This window comes from Ancylobacter defluvii (genome assembly GCF_018390605.1).
GTDB lineage: Bacteria > Pseudomonadota > Alphaproteobacteria > Rhizobiales > Xanthobacteraceae > Ancylobacter > Ancylobacter defluvii.
Genome location: NZ_JAHBGD010000005.1, coordinates 487,929 through 504,007, shown reverse-complemented (window position 1 = coordinate 504,007; position 16,079 = coordinate 487,929). Strand labels below are relative to the sequence as shown.

13 protein-coding genes are annotated in these 16,079 nt (G+C 69.4%); 3 read left to right on the top strand and 10 right to left on the bottom strand.

Annotated elements, in window-relative coordinates; genetic code table 11:
- The first annotated feature begins 181 nt into the window (after nt 1-181).
- Nucleotides 182-793, top strand: coding sequence for an LOG family protein (locus KHC24_RS04990; protein ID WP_213359925.1), 612 nt, complete (start codon nt 182-184; stop codon nt 791-793).
- 57 nt (nt 794-850) lie between these two features.
- Here the strand turns inward: KHC24_RS04990 and KHC24_RS04985 are convergent, their stop codons facing one another.
- Nucleotides 851-1,360, bottom strand: coding sequence for a GNAT family N-acetyltransferase (locus KHC24_RS04985; RefSeq protein ID WP_246546146.1), 510 nt, complete (start codon nt 1,358-1,360; stop codon nt 851-853).
- Complete coding sequence (cysS, locus tag KHC24_RS04980) at nt 1,357-2,766, bottom strand: cysteine--tRNA ligase (protein WP_213359923.1); 1,410 nt, start codon at nt 2,764-2,766, stop codon at nt 1,357-1,359. Before cysS ends, KHC24_RS04985 begins: the two co-directional genes overlap by 4 nt.
- 253 nt (nt 2,767-3,019) lie before the next feature.
- Between cysS and KHC24_RS04975 the strand changes: the two genes are divergently transcribed.
- Nucleotides 3,020-3,358 carry a hypothetical protein gene (locus KHC24_RS04975; protein WP_213359920.1) on the top strand — a complete coding sequence of 113 codons (339 nt, stop codon included), beginning with the start codon at nt 3,020-3,022 and terminating at the stop codon, nt 3,356-3,358.
- Nucleotides 3,359-3,439: 81 nt separating this feature from the next.
- Here the strand turns inward: KHC24_RS04975 and KHC24_RS04970 are convergent, their stop codons facing one another.
- The gene (locus KHC24_RS04970) at nt 3,440-3,970 is read right to left on the bottom strand and encodes a CreA family protein (RefSeq protein ID WP_373878610.1); all 531 of its coding nucleotides are present in this window, start codon (nt 3,968-3,970) and stop codon (nt 3,440-3,442) included.
- Nucleotides 3,971-4,263: 293 nt separating this feature from the next.
- Between KHC24_RS04970 and KHC24_RS04965 the strand changes: the two genes are divergently transcribed.
- Nucleotides 4,264-5,292 carry a DUF2865 domain-containing protein gene (locus KHC24_RS04965; protein WP_213359915.1) on the top strand — a complete coding sequence of 343 codons (1,029 nt, stop codon included), beginning with the start codon at nt 4,264-4,266 and terminating at the stop codon, nt 5,290-5,292.
- A gap of 63 nt (nt 5,293-5,355) precedes the next feature.
- Here KHC24_RS04965 and KHC24_RS04960 read toward each other — a convergent pair whose 3' ends face one another.
- The 7 genes from KHC24_RS04960 to gor form a co-directional block, all read right to left on the bottom strand.
- Nucleotides 5,356-6,717, bottom strand: coding sequence for a glutamate--tRNA ligase (locus tag KHC24_RS04960; RefSeq protein ID WP_213359907.1), 1,362 nt, complete (start codon nt 6,715-6,717; stop codon nt 5,356-5,358).
- Nucleotides 6,718-6,767: 50 nt separating this feature from the next.
- Nucleotides 6,768-7,493 carry a pentapeptide repeat-containing protein gene (locus KHC24_RS04955; RefSeq protein WP_213361173.1) on the bottom strand — a complete coding sequence of 242 codons (726 nt, stop codon included), beginning with the start codon at nt 7,491-7,493 and terminating at the stop codon, nt 6,768-6,770.
- A gap of 218 nt (nt 7,494-7,711) precedes the next feature.
- Nucleotides 7,712-9,400, bottom strand: a complete 1,689-nt coding sequence (locus KHC24_RS04950) for an NAD+ synthase (RefSeq protein WP_246546143.1) — start codon at nt 9,398-9,400, stop codon at nt 7,712-7,714.
- 62 nt (nt 9,401-9,462) lie between these two features.
- A complete protein-coding gene (locus KHC24_RS04945; RefSeq protein ID WP_213359904.1) occupies nt 9,463-10,794 on the bottom strand; it encodes a glycosyltransferase family 4 protein in 1,332 nt (443 codons plus the stop codon).
- A gap of 227 nt (nt 10,795-11,021) precedes the next feature.
- Nucleotides 11,022-12,635 carry an FAD-dependent monooxygenase gene (locus KHC24_RS04940; protein ID WP_213359902.1) on the bottom strand — a complete coding sequence of 538 codons (1,614 nt, stop codon included), beginning with the start codon at nt 12,633-12,635 and terminating at the stop codon, nt 11,022-11,024.
- A 148-nt stretch (nt 12,636-12,783) separates the two neighbouring features.
- Complete coding sequence (locus KHC24_RS04935; protein ID WP_213359894.1) at nt 12,784-14,169, bottom strand: class II 3-deoxy-7-phosphoheptulonate synthase; 1,386 nt, start codon at nt 14,167-14,169, stop codon at nt 12,784-12,786.
- A 273-nt stretch (nt 14,170-14,442) separates the two neighbouring features.
- Nucleotides 14,443-15,858: a glutathione-disulfide reductase gene (gene gor / locus KHC24_RS04930; protein WP_213359891.1), complete on the bottom strand. Its 1,416-nt coding sequence runs from the start codon at nt 15,856-15,858 to the stop codon at nt 14,443-14,445.
- Nucleotides 15,859-16,079: the final 221 nt, after the last annotated feature.

Genomic DNA, 16,079 nt, shown 5'->3' with positions numbered 1-16,079 from the left:
ACCGTCAGCCACGAACGCCACCAGATGCTGCTGAAGCTCGGCGTCGAATTTCGACGGCGACGGGCGGCGCGGCTATGGGCGGCCGGCCGCCGACGGGACGGGACAATTGCCCGCATGGCCGCCGGCCGGAGGCCGTGCCGGCGGCGCTTGACGGCCCCGCATTGCGCTGCATCATGGGGACATGACCAAGATCAAGAGTTTATGCGTTTATTGCGGGGCGGCCAGCGGGGACGACTCCATCTATCTCGAATCCGCCATGGAGCTGGGACGGCTGCTGGCGCAGGAAAACATCCGCCTCATCTATGGCGGCGGCGGCGTCGGGCTGATGGGCGCCACCGCCCGCGCCTGCGCCGAGGCGGGCGGGCATGTCACCGGCATCATCCCGGATTTCCTGATCGGCAAGGAGCAGGCCTTCGAATACGCCCACGAGCTGATCGTCACCCACGACATGCACGAACGCAAGCGGCTGATGTTCGAGCGCGCCGACGCCTTCCTCGCCTTGCCCGGCGGCATCGGCACGCTGGAGGAGTTGGTCGAGCAGCTCACCTGGGTGCAGCTGAACCGCCACCGCAAGCCGGTGATGGTGCTCAATATCGCCGGCTTCTGGGACCCGCTGCTGCGGCTGTTCGAGCACATGCAGGGCACCGGCTTCGTCAACGTCGCCCGGCCGATCCGTATGCTCGTCGCCCACAATGTGCGCGCGGTGATGCCGAAGCTCGCCACCGCGCTCGCCAATGTGTCGGAGACCGAGCTGCACGGCGAGGCGGTCGAGCAGGTGCTCGACCGGATGTGAGACGCCGGAAGGTGAGACGCCGGGGGGAAGTCCGCCGGGGGAAGGTCCGCCGGCCGTTCAGCCGCCGACGCCCTCTCCCGTCAGCTTCTTCTCGACCGTGGTATCGCCGAGCCAGACTGCGCCGCGCAGCACCGAATTGCGCTGGCGGGCCACGTAGCCGCGCTTCTGGAAAAAGCCAAGCGCGGTGTCGCTGGCGTCGGACGTCAGGCTCGTCGCCCCGCGGGCCAGCGCCAGCCGTTCGATCGCGTCGCAGAGCAGCGCCGCGACGCCCTCCCCCGCGACGTCCGGATGCACATAGAGCAGGTCGATATGCTTGTTGTCGGCGAGGGCGATGAAGCCCACCAGCTCGCCGTCGCGCTCGGCCACCAGGGTCAGGGCCCCGGCGAGCCTTTTGCCCAGCGTCTCCTCGTCGGCGACCACGGCGGCCCAGCCCTCCTGCTGGTCGGGATCGTAATCCTCGCTGGTCAACTCGAAGATCGCCGCCGAGAGGATGGCCGCGAGCGCCGGCGTATCGGAGGGCAGAAACGGGCGGAGACCGGCGGGCGGGCGCGTGTTGCTGTCGCTCAACGCTTCGCCTCCCAGGTGGTGGTGCCGTCCTTGTTGTCCTTCAGCGCCACGCCCTGCGCGAGCAGCTCGTCGCGGATGCGGTCGGAGGCGGCGAAATCGCGGTTGCGGCGGGCGGCGATGCGCTCGGCGATCCGCGCCTCGATCTCGGGGCCGGAGATCGCCAGCACTGGCGCGTGCGCGACGCTCCACGCCTCGACACGCGCCGCCTCGAAGCCGAGGAAGGCCAGCGTGCCGGCCAGCGCCTTCTTGCCGGCATGGTCCTTCAGCGCGTGCATCTCGGCGATGGCCTTCGGGGTATTGAGGTCGTCGCACAGCGCCTCCAGCACCGCCGGTGCCGGGCGCGGATAGGCTTCGATGGCGGCGGCGTCGAACCACTGTTCCAAGGTCTTGGCGCTCTCCTCCAGCCCCTTCACCGTCCAGTCGATCGGCTGGCGGTAATGGGTCTTGAGCATGTTGAGGCGCAGCACGTCCCCCGGCCAATCCGCCAAAAGGTCGCGGATGGTGACGAAGTTGCCGAGCGACTTCGACATCTTCTCGCCTTCCACCTGCAGGAAGCCGTTATGCATCCACGTCTTGGCCATGATGCCGGTGTGGAAGGCGCAGCGCGACTGCGCCACTTCGTTCTCATGGTGCGGGAAGACGAGGTCGATGCCGCCGCCATGGATGTCGAAGGTTTCGCCGAGATGCTTCCAGCTCATCGCCGAGCACTCGATGTGCCAGCCCGGGCGGCCAGGCACGGCGATGCCGGCGGGGGACGACCAGCCCGGCTCGCCGGGCTTGGAGGGCTTCCACAGCACGAAGTCCATGGCATCGCGCTTGTAGGGCGCGACGTCGACGCGGGCGCCGGCGATCATGTCCTCAAGCGGCCGGTGCGAGAGCTGGCCGTAATCCGGCATGCCCGGCACCGAGAACAGCACGTGGTCCTCGGCGACATAGGCATGGCCGGAGGCGACGAGGCGCTCGATGAGCTCGCGCATCTCGGCGATGTGCTCGGTGGCGCGCGGCTCGACATCGGGGTGGAGCACCCCCAGCGCCTCGAGATCGTCGTGGAACTGCGCCTCGGTGGCGAAGGTCACCTTGGCGATCGCCTCGTTGAGGTCGAGACCGGGATGATCCTGCGCGGCGCGCGCATTGATCTTGTCGTCGACGTCGGTGATGTTGCGCACGTATTTGACGTGCGCCGGCCCGTAGAGATGGCGCAGCAGCCGGTAGACCAGATCGAACACGATCACCGGGCGCGCATTGCCGATATGGGCGAGGTCATAGACGGTCGGGCCGCACACATACATCCGCACCAGCTTCGAATCGAGCGGCGCGAAGTTCTCCCGCTGACGCGTGAGCGTGTTGTAGAGCTTGAGCTCGGGCAGCACCGTGCCCGAATTGTCCGCTCCCGAAACTGCCGACATATGTTCGCCTTCCTTCAGCGCCGCCGTCCACTGTTGCACGGAGGCCGCGCCTCTTGTTCCGTTTGCACGGCCACGTCAAGGCCGTACCGTTGATCGGGCGAACCCGGTTGACGCGCCCGAGACCGGGGGGCTATCCACCGCCGCCGAGGCCGGCGTGCGGTTCGCTCCCGAACTTTAGCGTGGGCTTAAACTTTTTGTCGTCAGCTGCGTTGTCTGCTCGCTGCCGACGAGCTCCCCGCAAAAGTATCCCGCCATGTCCCCCGCATCGATGTTCCGTCCCGCCCTTTTCGCCGCCGCGCTTTTCGCCACCGGCCCGGCCCTCGTGCCCGCTGCCGCCCTGGCCGAGAGCGTGGACAATATCTTTGTCGTCGACATGTCCGATGGTTATGGCGTCGACACCTGCGTCGCCACCGGCGGCGCCTGCGGCCAGGCCATTGCCGATGCTTGGTGCCGGGTGCACGATTTCGAGCGCGCGGTGAGCTTCGGCAAGGTGACCAGCGATGCGCTGCGCATCTCGGTCGCCGCCAAGACGGCGCAGACCACCTGCACCGGCGGCTCCTGCCGCGACACCGTCGCCATCACCTGCCGCTGACCGCTCGCGCGGCGTTCTGTGGGAAAGGGCCGGCTCGACCGGCCCTTTTGCGTTTTCCGCGCCACTATTGCTTTTGCGCCACTATCGCACGAAGTCGCCGCAGCGCGGCGCCTCGGCCTGCGTACCCCAGGGCATGACGGGGACGCTGGTGGTGGAGTTCTTCGGGCTGCCGTCGATCAGCTTGTCGGAATAGACCAGATAGACCAGCACGTTGCGCTTGGCGTCGCAGCCGCGCACGATCTGCATCTTCTTGAAGATCAGCGAGCGGCTCTCGCGATACACCACGTCGCCCTGCTCGAACTTGCCCTTGAAGGCGATCGGCCCGACCTGGCGGCAGGCGATGGAGATGTCCGACACCTCCTCCGCCACGCCGAGCATGCCGGAAACCCCGCCCTTCTCCGGCACCGTGTAATAGCAGGCGACGCCCTCGACCATCGGATCGTCGATGGCGTAGGTGGCGAGCTTGTCGTCCGGGGTGAGGAATTTCCACACCGTCGATTTCCTGAAGATCAGATCCGGCCCATCGGCCCGTGCCGTGCCGTCGAGGCCCGGCGCCACGACGGCCACGAGGCCAAGCGCAACGGCGAGGATGAGGGCAGGAAGGCGGCGCATGTTCATGGACTTGTGTCTCCAAAGCCGGGGCCAGCGTGATATGGGGTGTAGGGCGGCGCACGCAACGCGCCGTCCGCCCCAGCGGCGAAGCGACGCCGGCGCAGGCCGGTTCGACAGGCCCGATCCAATGGGCCCGATTTGACGGGTCTGATTTTCGGTCTTGCCTTGCCTCTTGCCTTGCCGGCCGGATGCGGGTTCAAACTTTGGCCAATCTCGCCGTGCTTCTTGCGCGGAACCATGGATTGGCGCGCCTGAATCGCGCGCCGCCCGAAAGCGCAGGACAGTACCCACCGATGACGACCGCCAGTGCCCGCCGCTCACGCGCTTCCGCCCTGCGTTCATCCTTCGCCGCGCTCGCCGTGCTCGCGCTCGGCGCGGACATCGCCGCGGCGCAATCCGATCCCGGCGCCTGCGTCCGGCTGGAAGGACAGCTCGCCCAGCTCGACCGCGGCGGCGGAGGCCAGCGCGATCTCGGCCCGGTCATCGCCCAGCAGCAGCAGGACATCGCCAACCTGTCCGGCCAGGTCCGCCAGCTCGGCTGCGACAAGCGCGGCTTCCTCATCTTCCAGCCGCAGCTGCCGCCGCAATGCGAGGGGCTGAACCGCCGGCTCTCCCAGGCCCGCTCGGCGCTCGACCGCACCATGATCGAAGCCCGCGGCCAGCGCAGCGGCAATGACGAGCAGCGCCGCCAGCTGATCTACGCCCTGGCGCAGAACAATTGCGGCCCGCAATATCAGGCCGCGCTCGGTCAGTCGCGCGGCGGCGCCGCCACGGAACGCCGGCCCCGCAACTTCTTCGAGCAGCTGTTCGGCGTGCCGCGGCAGTCGGAGGAAGACGAGGCCCCGTCGATGGACGCCCAGCCGCTGGAGATGGAGCTGCCGAAGTCCTCCAACTACCGCACCGTCTGCGTGCGCACCTGCGACGGCTTCTTCTTCCCGATTTCCTATGCCGCCTCCGCCGCGAAATTCGCCTCCGACGAGGCGATGTGCCAGCGCCAGTGCCCCGGCACCGAGGCGCGGCTGTTCGTCTATCGCAACCCCGGCGAGGATATCGAGAACGCGGTCAGCGTCAGCGGCCAGACCTACATGTCGCTGCCCAACGCCCTGCTCTACAAGAAGCAGTATACCGCCGCCTGCTCCTGCCGGCCGGCCGGCAAGAGCTGGGCGCAGGCGCTGACCAGCGACACCGATCCGACGCTGCGCAAGGGCGATATCGTGGTGACCGAGGACACCTCGCGCGAGATGTCGCAGCCGCGCCCGGCCACCCAGCCCGGCGCCGCGCCGGCGACGCCGCGCCCCGCCGTCCAGCCGCCGGCGCAGTAGCGCCGGTCCGGCGCCCCCAGCTTGCTGCCGGCGCGCAGGCGCTCGCGCCGGCGGGAGGCCTGTTCAGGCCGCCGCGCCGTTGAGGCGGGCATGCGCCCGCTCCCGCCCGATCAGCGGCAGCAGCGCCTTGAGCTCCGGCCCGCTTTCGGCGCCGGTCAACGCCGCGCGCAGCGGGTGGAACAGCGCCCGGCCCTTGCGGCCGGACACCGGCTTCAGCGCCGCCAGCCAATCGGCATAGACCTCGCCGGTCCAGGGTAGCGGCGGCAGCAGCGCAGCCGCCTGGGCGAGGAAGTCCGCATCTTCGGGCGCGATCACCGGCGCCACCGGCCCCTCGACCACGCGCCACCACAACGCCGCGTCCTTCAGCGTCGCCAGATTGCCGCGCACCGCCAGCCAGAACGCCTCGCCGCCGCCGATGCCGAGTGCGGCGAGCCGCGCCTCCACGGCCGGGTAAGGCAGCAGATGCAGCGTGCCGGCGGTGAGGGCGGCAAGATCGGCCGGATCGAAGCGCGCCGGCGCACGGGAAATCGCCGCGAGATCGATGCGCGCGGCCAGCGCGTCGAGGTCGGCCGCCGGCTCCACCGCCAGCGAGGTGCCGGTGAACAGGGCGAGCGCCGCCACGGCGAGCGCCTCCTGCCCTTCCTCGCGCAGCGCCCGCAGCGACAAATGGCCGAGCCGCTTCGACAGCCCCTCGCCGCTCGGCAGGGTCAGCAGATTGTGGTGGCCGAAAACCGGCACCGCGCCGCCAAGGGCCTCGATGATCTCGATCTGCACCGCGGTGTTGGTGACATGGTCCTCGCCGCGGATGACATGGCTGACGCCCATGTCGATATCGTCGACCACCGAGGTAAAGGTGTAGAGATAGGAGCCGTCGGCGCGCACCAGCACCGGATCCGACAGGCCGGCGGTATCGATGCTCTGGCGCCCGCGCACCAGATCGTCCCACGCCACCGGGCGCCCCTCCAGCCGGAAGCGCCAGTGCGGCCGCCGGCCCTCGGCCTCCAGGCGCGCACGGTCCTCGGCGGTCAGCTTCAGCGCCGCGCGATCATAGACCGGCGGCAGGCCGCGCCGGCGCCGCGACAGGCGGCGGGTCTCCAGCTCCTCCTCGGTCTCATAGGCGGGATAGAGGCGGCCGAGCGCCTTCAGCCGCGCGGCGGCAGCATCGTAGAGCGCCAGGCGCTCCGACTGCCGCTCGACACGGTCCGGCGTGATGCCCAGCCACGCCAGGTCCTGCGCGATCGCCTCGGCGAATGCGCGCGTCGAGCGGGCGGTGTCGGTGTCGTCGTAGCGCAGGATGAAGGTGCCGCCCTCGCGCCGGGCGAGCAGCGCGTTGTAGAGCGCGGTGCGGGCGTTGCCGACATGCAGCAGGCCGGTCGGCGACGGGGCGAAGCGGAGAACGGGGCGGTGGACGGGCGCGGTGCTCATGGTGCCGCCTTATCGCCGAGGCGCGGCCGGCTTACAACCACGCCGGTGCATCACTGCCGTATCGAAAGGCCGAGATTCTTGGCCGCGTCCAGGTTCTTCGCCGCCGCGACACCGACAAGGCCGATCAGCCGTGCCGAATCGACATCGGCGCCCTTGAAGTCGGCACCCGCCACATTGGCGCCGGTAAGATCGGCACCGGCGGCCTCCATGCCGACGAGCGAAGCGCCGGCCAGATTGGCTCCCCGCAGATTGGCATAGCGAAGCTGGGCGCGGGATAGATTGGCACCGGCGAGATCGGCGCCCGCGAGATTGGCCGAGTTCAGCACGCCGCGCATCAGGCCCATCGACTGGTTGCGCATGTCGGCGCTGAAATCGGCGCCTGCGAGATTGGCCTTGCCCAGATCGGCGCGGGAGAAATCGCCGGCGATGCGGGCGCCGGAGAGATCGGCGCCGACCAGCCGGCCGTCCTGCATCTGCGTGCCGAACAGGCTGGCCTTCTTGAGGCTGGCGCCGGAAAGCTCGGCCTTCAGCATCCAGGCCTGATCGAGCACCGCTCCGTCGAGCCGGGCGCCGGAGAGATTGACGCGGTTGAGCAGCGCGGTACGGAAGTTCGCCCCGGTCAGATCGAGACCGGACAGATCGAGGCCGTTGAGCCGACGCCCCGCCAGATCGACCGGCTGGCCCGGCTTTGCCGTGGCGATCAGCGCCTCGACATCGGCGCGGCTCAGCTCCGCCATCGTCATCTGCGGCGAGGTCAAATCGAGATGGCGCAGCATGTCCTGCGCGGCGACCGGCGCAATGGCGAGGCACCCGGCCAGCAACGTCGCAAACCCGGTCGTCGTCGCGATCCTCACGGCACGCCTCGCTCAACCCCAAGGTCAGGTCCCTGACGAACCACAGGGCAGGACGGTGATATCACCGGGATGCCGCCCCCGCGCATCACGACTGCGGGACTGAAGGCGGGGCCGCGCAGCCCTTCGAGAAGGCCGCGCGTCTACGCCGTCTCGCGGAACCGGTTGGTGATCGGGTAGCGACGGTCGCGGCCGAAATTGCGGGTGGTGATCTTCACCCCCGGCGCCGCCTGCCGGCGCTTGTACTCGGCGATATTCAGCATCCGCTCCACCCGCGCCACCAGTGCCGGCTCGAAGCCGAGCGCGGCGATGTCGGCGACCGGCATCTCCTTCTCGACCAGACATTCGAGAATGGCGTCCAGCACCTCGTAGGGCGGCAGGCTGTCCTGGTCCTTCTGGTTCTCGCGCAGCTCAGCGGTCGGCGGCTTGACGATGACGTTGTCCGGCATCACCCGGCCGGAGGGTCCCAGCGCTTCCGCCGGCTTCCAGCGGTTGCGCAGGTGGCACAGGCGGAACACCTCGGTCTTGTAGAGGTCCTTCAGCGGGTTGTAGCCGCCATTCATGTCGCCATAGAGCGTGGCGTAGCCGGTCGACATTTCCGATTTGTTGCCGGTGGTCACCACCATCGAGCCGAACTTGTTGGAGATCGACATCAGGATGGTGCCGCGCGCCCGCGACTGCAGGTTCTCCTCGGTCACGCCGCGCTCGGTACCGGCGAACAGCGGCGCCAGGCTGGCTTCCAGCCCCTCCACCGCCTCGGAGATCGGCACGATGTCATAGCGGCAGCCCAGCGCCTCGGCGACGCCTGCGGCATCCGACAGCGATTCGTTCGAGGTGTAGCGATAGGGCAGCATCACGCAATGCACCCGGTCCGGTCCCAGCGCATCCACCGCCATCGCCGCCACCAGCGCCGAATCGACGCCGCCGGACAGGCCGAGCACCACGCCGGGGAAACGGTTCTTCTCGACATAGTCGCGCAAGCCGGTGACGCAGGCGGCGTAATTCGCCTCCTCGCCGGTGAGCAGCGGCGCGCGCGCCCCCTCCTCGCAGCGCCAGCCATCGGCCCAGCGCTCCCAGCGGGTGAGGCGCACCCGTTCCTGAAAGTTCGGGAACTGCACGGCGAGCGAGCGGTCGGCATTGAGCACGAAGGAGCCGCCGTCGAACACCAGCTCGTCCTGCCCGCCCACCTGGTTGATATAGGCGAGCGGCAGGCCGCTCTCGACCACGCGGGCCACCGCGACATTGGTGCGCTCGTCATAGACGGTGCGGCGATAGGGCGAGCCGTTCGGCACCAGCAGGATCTCCGAGCCGGTCTCCGACAGGCATTCGACCACGTCCGGCGTCCAGATATCCTCGCAGATCGGCACGCCGAGCCGCACGCCCTTGAACGGGATCGGCCCCGGCATCGGGCCGGGCGCGAAGACGCGCCGCTCGTCGAAAGTGCCGTAATTGGGCAGGTCGACCTTGAAGCGCAGGGTGGAGACCCGCCCGTCTTCCAGCAGCGCCACCGCGTTGTGCAGCCTGCCGCCCTCGAGCCAGGGCGTGCCGATCAGCACCGCCGGGCCGCCATCGGCGGTCTCGGCCGCCAGCGTCTGCACCGCGGTGCGGCAGGCGGCCTGGAAGGCGGGCTTCAGCACCAGATCCTCCGGCGGGTAGCCGGAGATGAACAGTTCGCTGAACAGGATCAGGTCGGCGCCCTGCTCGGCGGCAAGGGCGCGGGCGACGCGCGCCTTCTCCAGATTGCCGGCGACGTCGCCGACGATCGGATTGAGCTGGGCGAAGGCGATGAGAAGCTGGTCGCGGGGTTCGTTGGGCATCTGGGCGCTGGACATGAAACTGATTTAATGGCTCGCCGGGGGCTCGGCAATCGGTGTTGCGCAATGCGGCATGCGGTTCATTGCGCCAGCCGGGCGACGAGGGTGCGGGCGACGTCGGCCCAGCTGCGCAGCTGCATCGCCGCGATCTCCGCCTCGCGCGCCTTGAGGTAGGCGCGGTCGCGGATCGGCTGCTCCAGCGCGTTCGCCATCGCCTCCGCGTCGGCGGGATCGAAGTAGTCCGCCACCGGCCCCATCACCTCCGGGATCGAGGTGACGTTCGAGCACACGGAGAGCTTGCCGAACCACGCCGCCTCGCCCACCGGCAGGCCCCAGCCCTCGTAGCGGCTGGGATAGACGGTGAAGAGGCAGGCCGCATAGAGCGCCGCCAGCTTGGCATCGTTCGGCCTGTCGACCAGCACCACCTTGTCCCTTAGTCCGGGGTGGCGGGCGATCGCCGCCTCGCGCCGCGCCGCCTGCCGGCCATGGGCGCCGGCGATCACCAGGGCCGGCAGCGCCTGCGGGCCGAGCCGCTCCGCCAGCCGGCCCCACACCTCCAGCAGCAGGTCGAGATTCTTGCGCTTGTGGCCGAGCGAGCCGACGGTGACGACGAACTCGCCGGCCGGCACCACCGAGCGGTCCGGCGTGCCGTCGAAGGCGAATTCATGCGCGAGCGGCACCACGTCGATGCGCGCGACATGCCCGCCCATCGCCGCCACCTCCCGCGTGACCTCATCCGCGGTGTAGCGGGAGACGGCGAGGAAACGCGTGGTCTGCCGCACCAGATGGCGGAACCAGTGTACGAAGGCCGGGTTCGGCAGTTCCTCGTTGCCGGCGGTGAGCGGGATGAGATCGTGGATCAGCGTGACGATCTCGACATCAGCGCCCAGCGCCCGCAGGCGCTCGATGTGCTTCGGCACCATCCAGGCCATGCCGAGCACCGCCGCGCGCAGCTTTTCGCCCGGTGCCAGATCGAGCGGCCGCAGCGCCCAGCCGGAGGCAGGCCCGCCGGCTGGGGCGCGCTCGGCGCGGGCGGCCCGCCAGTTCTTCAGCCGGCGGCGGGCGATGTGCCAGAAGCGGCGAACCGGCTCGCCGAAATGCCGGGTGCCGATGAAAGGCACCGGCACCCCGATCAGCCCCAGCGCCACCCGCAGATCGGCCGGCCGTGTCCAGCTGTCGTCGGCGAACAGCTTCGGATCGATGGCGACATAGGTTTTGCGGACCGGGTGATAGAAGGCGAGCGTCACCGGGATTTGCGCATCCGGCGCCGTCGCGTGGCGGGCGAGGCGAACCACCACCCGGATGATGCCGCCGATCCCGCCGCCGGCGGAAATCAGGATCACCACATCGGTGAGGTCAAGGAGGATCCGGGCAGGCGCGGCGGCCGCACCCTGAGAGCTGTCGTGAGGCATCGCATGTCCGCGTCCCACCCCGCGCGGAACGATTCAACTGTAGTTCTAGAATCTTTTGCGGCGGAAGGGAAACAGACGGCACAACAGATGAATATTATTTAACATCAATATGATAAGAAGATTTTCTTACAGGAAGAATCAATCGCTTCTCCCCGGACGCTTCATTCCGCCGCCATAGCGGGCGCCGGCAGCCCGCACCGCCACCATTCGCGTAAAGGGGCACCAGCTTACCTCGCCGGCAGCCCGACCACCCGCGTCAAGTAGTCCAGCATGCCCTCGGCGTCGCCCGCCGCGCCCATCCAGCCGACATATTTGTCCGGCCGCACGAGCAGCGCGCCCGGCGCGTCGCCGAAGGCAGCGGCGAACCGGCCGGCGGCATCGTGCACCAAGGTCACGCCCGCCGGCGGCTCCAGCGGAGCGTCGGCAGGCGCCACCGCCACCACCCGTAGCGGTAACCGCACGCCGGCGCGCAGCCGCTCCGCCAGCGTCTCCAGCGCCGAGACCTCGCCGCGCCGCACCGGGGCGAGCAGCACGAAATCCGGCCCGCGCACCACCTCGGCCAGCCGCAGCGGAAAGCCGAGCCCGTGCCGGCGCAGCCCCTGCACGTCCGGCAGCCGGTCGCCGGGCCTCACCAGGTCCGGCGAGGAGCCGGGGGCCGCACCGGCGCTGAGCGGTCCGCCGCGATAATTCACCAGCATCTGGGTATCGGCCAGCCGGTCTTCCGGCGCCCTCGGCTTGCCGAAGCTCATCGACTGTTCGACGGTGCGGGCGATCACCGCTTCCGCCACCGGCCGGCGCTCGGCTTCGTAGCTGGCGAGCAGGCCGGGCGCCGCCTCGCCGCGCAGCACCGCCGCCAGCTTCCAGCCGAGATTATAGGCGTCCTGGATGCCGGTATTCATGCCCTGCCCGCCGGTCGGCGGATGGATGTGGCAGGCGTCGCCGGCGATGAACACCCGCCCCTCGCCATAGCGCTCGGCGAGCCGCATGGAGATGCGGAACAGCGACGACCAGCGCAGGTCCGACAGCCGCGTCGGATCCGGCAGCAGCCGGTTGGCCACCTCCTGCAAATCGGCGAGCGTCGCTCCCGGCCGGTCCGCGAGAATCCCGTGCTCGATGCCGCCACCGGCGCCCTGCCCCGGCGACCACAGCCGCTCCGGCGCGATCATCGACACGCGGTAGCGCCCGCGCTCGGGCAGCGGGATGGCGACGAAAAGGTCAGGCGGCGCCTCGGGGATCGGCCTGACGGCGAACAGCGCCCGTCCGCGCGGCAGGTCCCAGTCGATCCGCACGTCGCCGAGCATGAACTCCATCGGCCATGCCTCGCCCTCGAAGGCGATGCCGAGCCCCCGGCGCACCGCGCTATGGGCACCGTCGCAGCCGACGACATAAGCGAAGCGCGCCGACGAGCCGTCGGCAAACGCCACCTCGACGCCCTCGGCGTCCTGCGCCAGGCCGGCGAGTTCCACCCCGCGCTCGACGACGACGCCACCCGCGGCGAGATGGTCGGCGAGGAGGCGCTCGGTGGTATATTGCGGCACGCCCAGCTGGGCATAGGGCAGATCGGACAGATCGTTCTCGGTGTCGCGCACCGGATAGCCGTGCACGAGGGTGCGCAGCCCGTCGAGCCACACCCCGGCATCGATCAGATCGGCTGCGAGGCCGAGATCGTCCATCACCTCCAGCGTGCGCGGGGTGACGCCGATGGCGCGGCAATAGGGCGAAGGCTCGGCGCGCTTGTCGATCAGCCGCACCCGCACGCCCCGGCGCATCAGCACGATCGCGAGCGTCAGCCCGACCGGGCCGGCACCGGCGATGAGCACGTCCTGGCGCATGTGCGGCATCGGGCTTCCTCCGCGCTTTTACTCTGGTTACGGCAGAGCGCGGCGGAAGGCGAGAGGCGACGGCGCCGAACGGGGCGCCGTCGCGAAGTTGTCAGGATTTCGGCTCGTCAGTCCGGGCAGCCGAAAACCGTCCGGCGACGACCGCGCGTCATTCCGCCGCGACGAAGGCCGGGCGCTCGCGACCGGAGCGTTCCTGCTTCAGCAACTCGGCGACGAGGAAGGCCATCTCGATGGCCTGCTCGGCGTTGAGCCGCGGGTCGCAATAGGTATGGTAGCGGTCCTTCAGGTCGGCGTCCGAGATCGCCCGCGCGCCACCGGTGCATTCGGTGACGTTCTTGCCGGTCATCTCCAGATGCACGCCGCCGGCATAGGTGCCCTCGGCCGCATGGACGGCGAAGAAGTCCTTCACCTCAGAGAGGATCTGGTCGAACGGCCGGGTCTTGTAGCCGGACGCCGCCTTGATGGTGTTGCCGTGCATCGGATCGCACGACCACACCACGGTGCGGCCCTCGCGCTGCACCGCGCGCACCAGTGCCGGCAGGTGGTCGCCCACCTTGTCGGCGCCGAAGCGGGCGATCAGCGTCAGCCGGCCGGCCTCGTTGTCGGGGTTCAGCTGGTCGATGAGGCGGATCAGCTCATCCGGCTTCAGCGACGGGCCGCATTTCAGGCCGAGCGGGTTCTTCACGCCGCGGGCATATTCCAGATGCGCGTGGTCCGGCTGGCGGGTGCGGTCGCCGACCCAGATCATGTGGCCGGACGTCGCGTACCAGTCGCCGGAGGTTGAATCCACCCGCGTCATCGCCTGCTCGTAGCCGAGCAGCAAAGCTTCGTGGCTGGTGAAGAAATCGGTCGAACGCATGTCCGGGTTGGTTTCCGGATCGATGCCGATGGCGCGCATGAAGTCGAGCGCCTCGGTGATGCGGTCGGCCAGCGCCTGGTAGCGGCCCGACTGCGGCGAATCCTTGATGAAGCCGAGCATCCACTGATGCGCATTGGCGAGGTTGGCGTAGCCGCCGGTCGCGAAGGCGCGCAACAGGTTCAGCGTCGCCGCCGACTGGCGATAGGCCTCGAGCTGCCGGCGCGGATCGGGGATGCGCGCTTCCGGCGTGAACTCGATGTCGTTGACGATGTCGCCGCGATAGGACGGCAGCTCCACGCCGCCGATGATCTCGGTCGGCGCCGAGCGCGGCTTGGCGAACTGGCCGGCGATGCGCCCCACCTTCACCACCGGCGAGGCGCCGGCATAGGTCAGCACCACCGCCATCTGCAGGAAGACGCGGAAGAAATCGCGGATATTGTCGGCCGAATGCTCGGCGAAGCTCTCGGCGCAGTCGCCGCCCTGAAGCAGGAACGCCTCGCCCTTGGCAACCTTGGCAAGTTCGCGCTTTAGCCTGCGGGCCTCACCTGCAAAAACCAGCGGAGGAAACGAGGCAAGCTGACGCTCCACCGAGGCCAGGGCCTCGGCGTTCGGATAGTCCGGCACCTGCTGAATGGGCTTGGCCCTCCAGCTTTCCGGCGTCCAGCGTTCAGACATGTCTGCCTCCTCATCGGCAACGTCGCGCGGCTTGTTGTCTCCTTCCCGCGCGGAAAAGGCCGGCCTTATACACCCAAGGCCGAGTAAAGCGCCAGAGCGGGCGTGCCGGGGCGGGATTGCGGGGATGCCCGCCGGGCACCTTGCTCCCTCTCCCCGACGGGGAGAGGGTTGGGGTGGGGGGTCTTCGACGCTTCCCAATGGCGTACACCCCTCACCGACCCGCTTCGCGGACAACCTCTCCCCAATGGGGAGTAGGGAGGGACAGCAGCGCCTTCAGATCGCCGGCGTCGATTCCGCCGACTGCTCGGGCAAGCTCTCCGGCCCGTCACTCGACGGGTCCTTGCTGCGCATCGTCACCAGTTCCTCGGCCGCGCTGGGATGCAGGGCGATGGTGCGGTCGAAATCCGCCTTGGTGCCGCCCATGGCCAGCACGATGCCGACAATCTGGATCATCTCCGCCGACGCCTCGCCGATCAGGTGCACGCCGAGCACCCGGTCGGTCTGCTGATCGACCACCAGCTTCATGAAGGTGCGGGTGGCGCGGCCGGACAGCGTCGCCTTCATCGGCCGGAAATCGGCCTTGTAGATATCCAGCCGGTAGCCCTGCGCCCGCGCCTGCGCCTCGGTGAGGCCCACCGTGCCGATCTCCGGCTCGGTGAACACCGCGGTGGCCACCAGCGAATGATCGACCGTCCACGGCTTGGCGCCGAACACGGTATCGGCGAAGGCATGGCCCTCGCGAATGGCGACCGGGGTCAATTGCAGCCGGTCGGTGACGTCGCCCACCGCATAGATCGACGGCACATTGGTGCGCGAGCCGGCATCGACCTTGATCGCGCCATTGGCGGCAAGCGCGACGCCGGCCGTCTCCAGCCCCAGCCCGGCGATATTGGGCAGGCGGCCGATGGCGAGCATCACCTCGTCGGCGACGATCTCGCGTCCGTCAGAGAGACGCACCCGCCGGCCTTCCGCATCGGGCTCGATGGCGGCGATGGTGACGCCGAGCTCGATGGCGATGCCGCTGGCCCGCATCTCCGCCGCGAGGTGCTCGGAAACCTCGTCGTCGAAATCGCGCAGCAGTTGGGCGCCGCGATGCACCACCGTCACCTTCGCGCCGAGGCCGGCGAACAGGCAGGCGAATTCCAGCGCGATGTAGCCGGCGCCCTGGATGACGATGCTCCGCGGCAGGCGCGGCAGATGGAACGCCTCGTTGGAGGTGATGGCGAGTTCGCGGCCGGGGATCTCCGGGCCGAGATTGGGATGGCCGCCGGTGGCGATGAGAATGTACTTCGCGCTCACGCGGGTGCCGTCGGCGAGACGCACCGCGTTCGGCCCTTCGACGGTGGCGCGCTGCGGCAGGATCTCGACGTCGGCGCGCCCGAGATTGGCGCGATAGGCGCCCTCCAGCCGCGCGATCTCCTTGTCCTTGTTGGCGACCAGCGTCGGCCAGTCGAAGCTGGCGCCTTGCAGGCTCCAGCCGAAACCGGCCGAATCCTCGAACTCATGCGCGAAGCGGGCGGCATAGACGAAGAGCTTCTTCGGCACGCAGCCGCGGATGACGCAGGTGCCACCGACGCGGTATTCCTCGGCGACCTTCACCCGGGCGCCGAAGCCGGCAGCGATGCGCGCGGCCCGCGTGCCCCCGGAACCCGCCCCGATCACGAACAGATCGACATCGTAGCTGGTCATGGCGGGGCTCCCGACGAATGGCGCTGGCGCCGCACCGTGCCGCACCATGGCTGCCATGTCGCCCCGCGCCCGCGCCGCGTCAAGTCGTCCGGCGACGGACGCAGCGCAGCCATTCGCATACGGCCGGGCGGCGCGGGCGGATTGGACGCGCCGCGCTCCCGCCCTACACCGCCCGCACGACGCGACGTCGCCATCCCATCCGCCGGCTCGGGCCTCGCCGA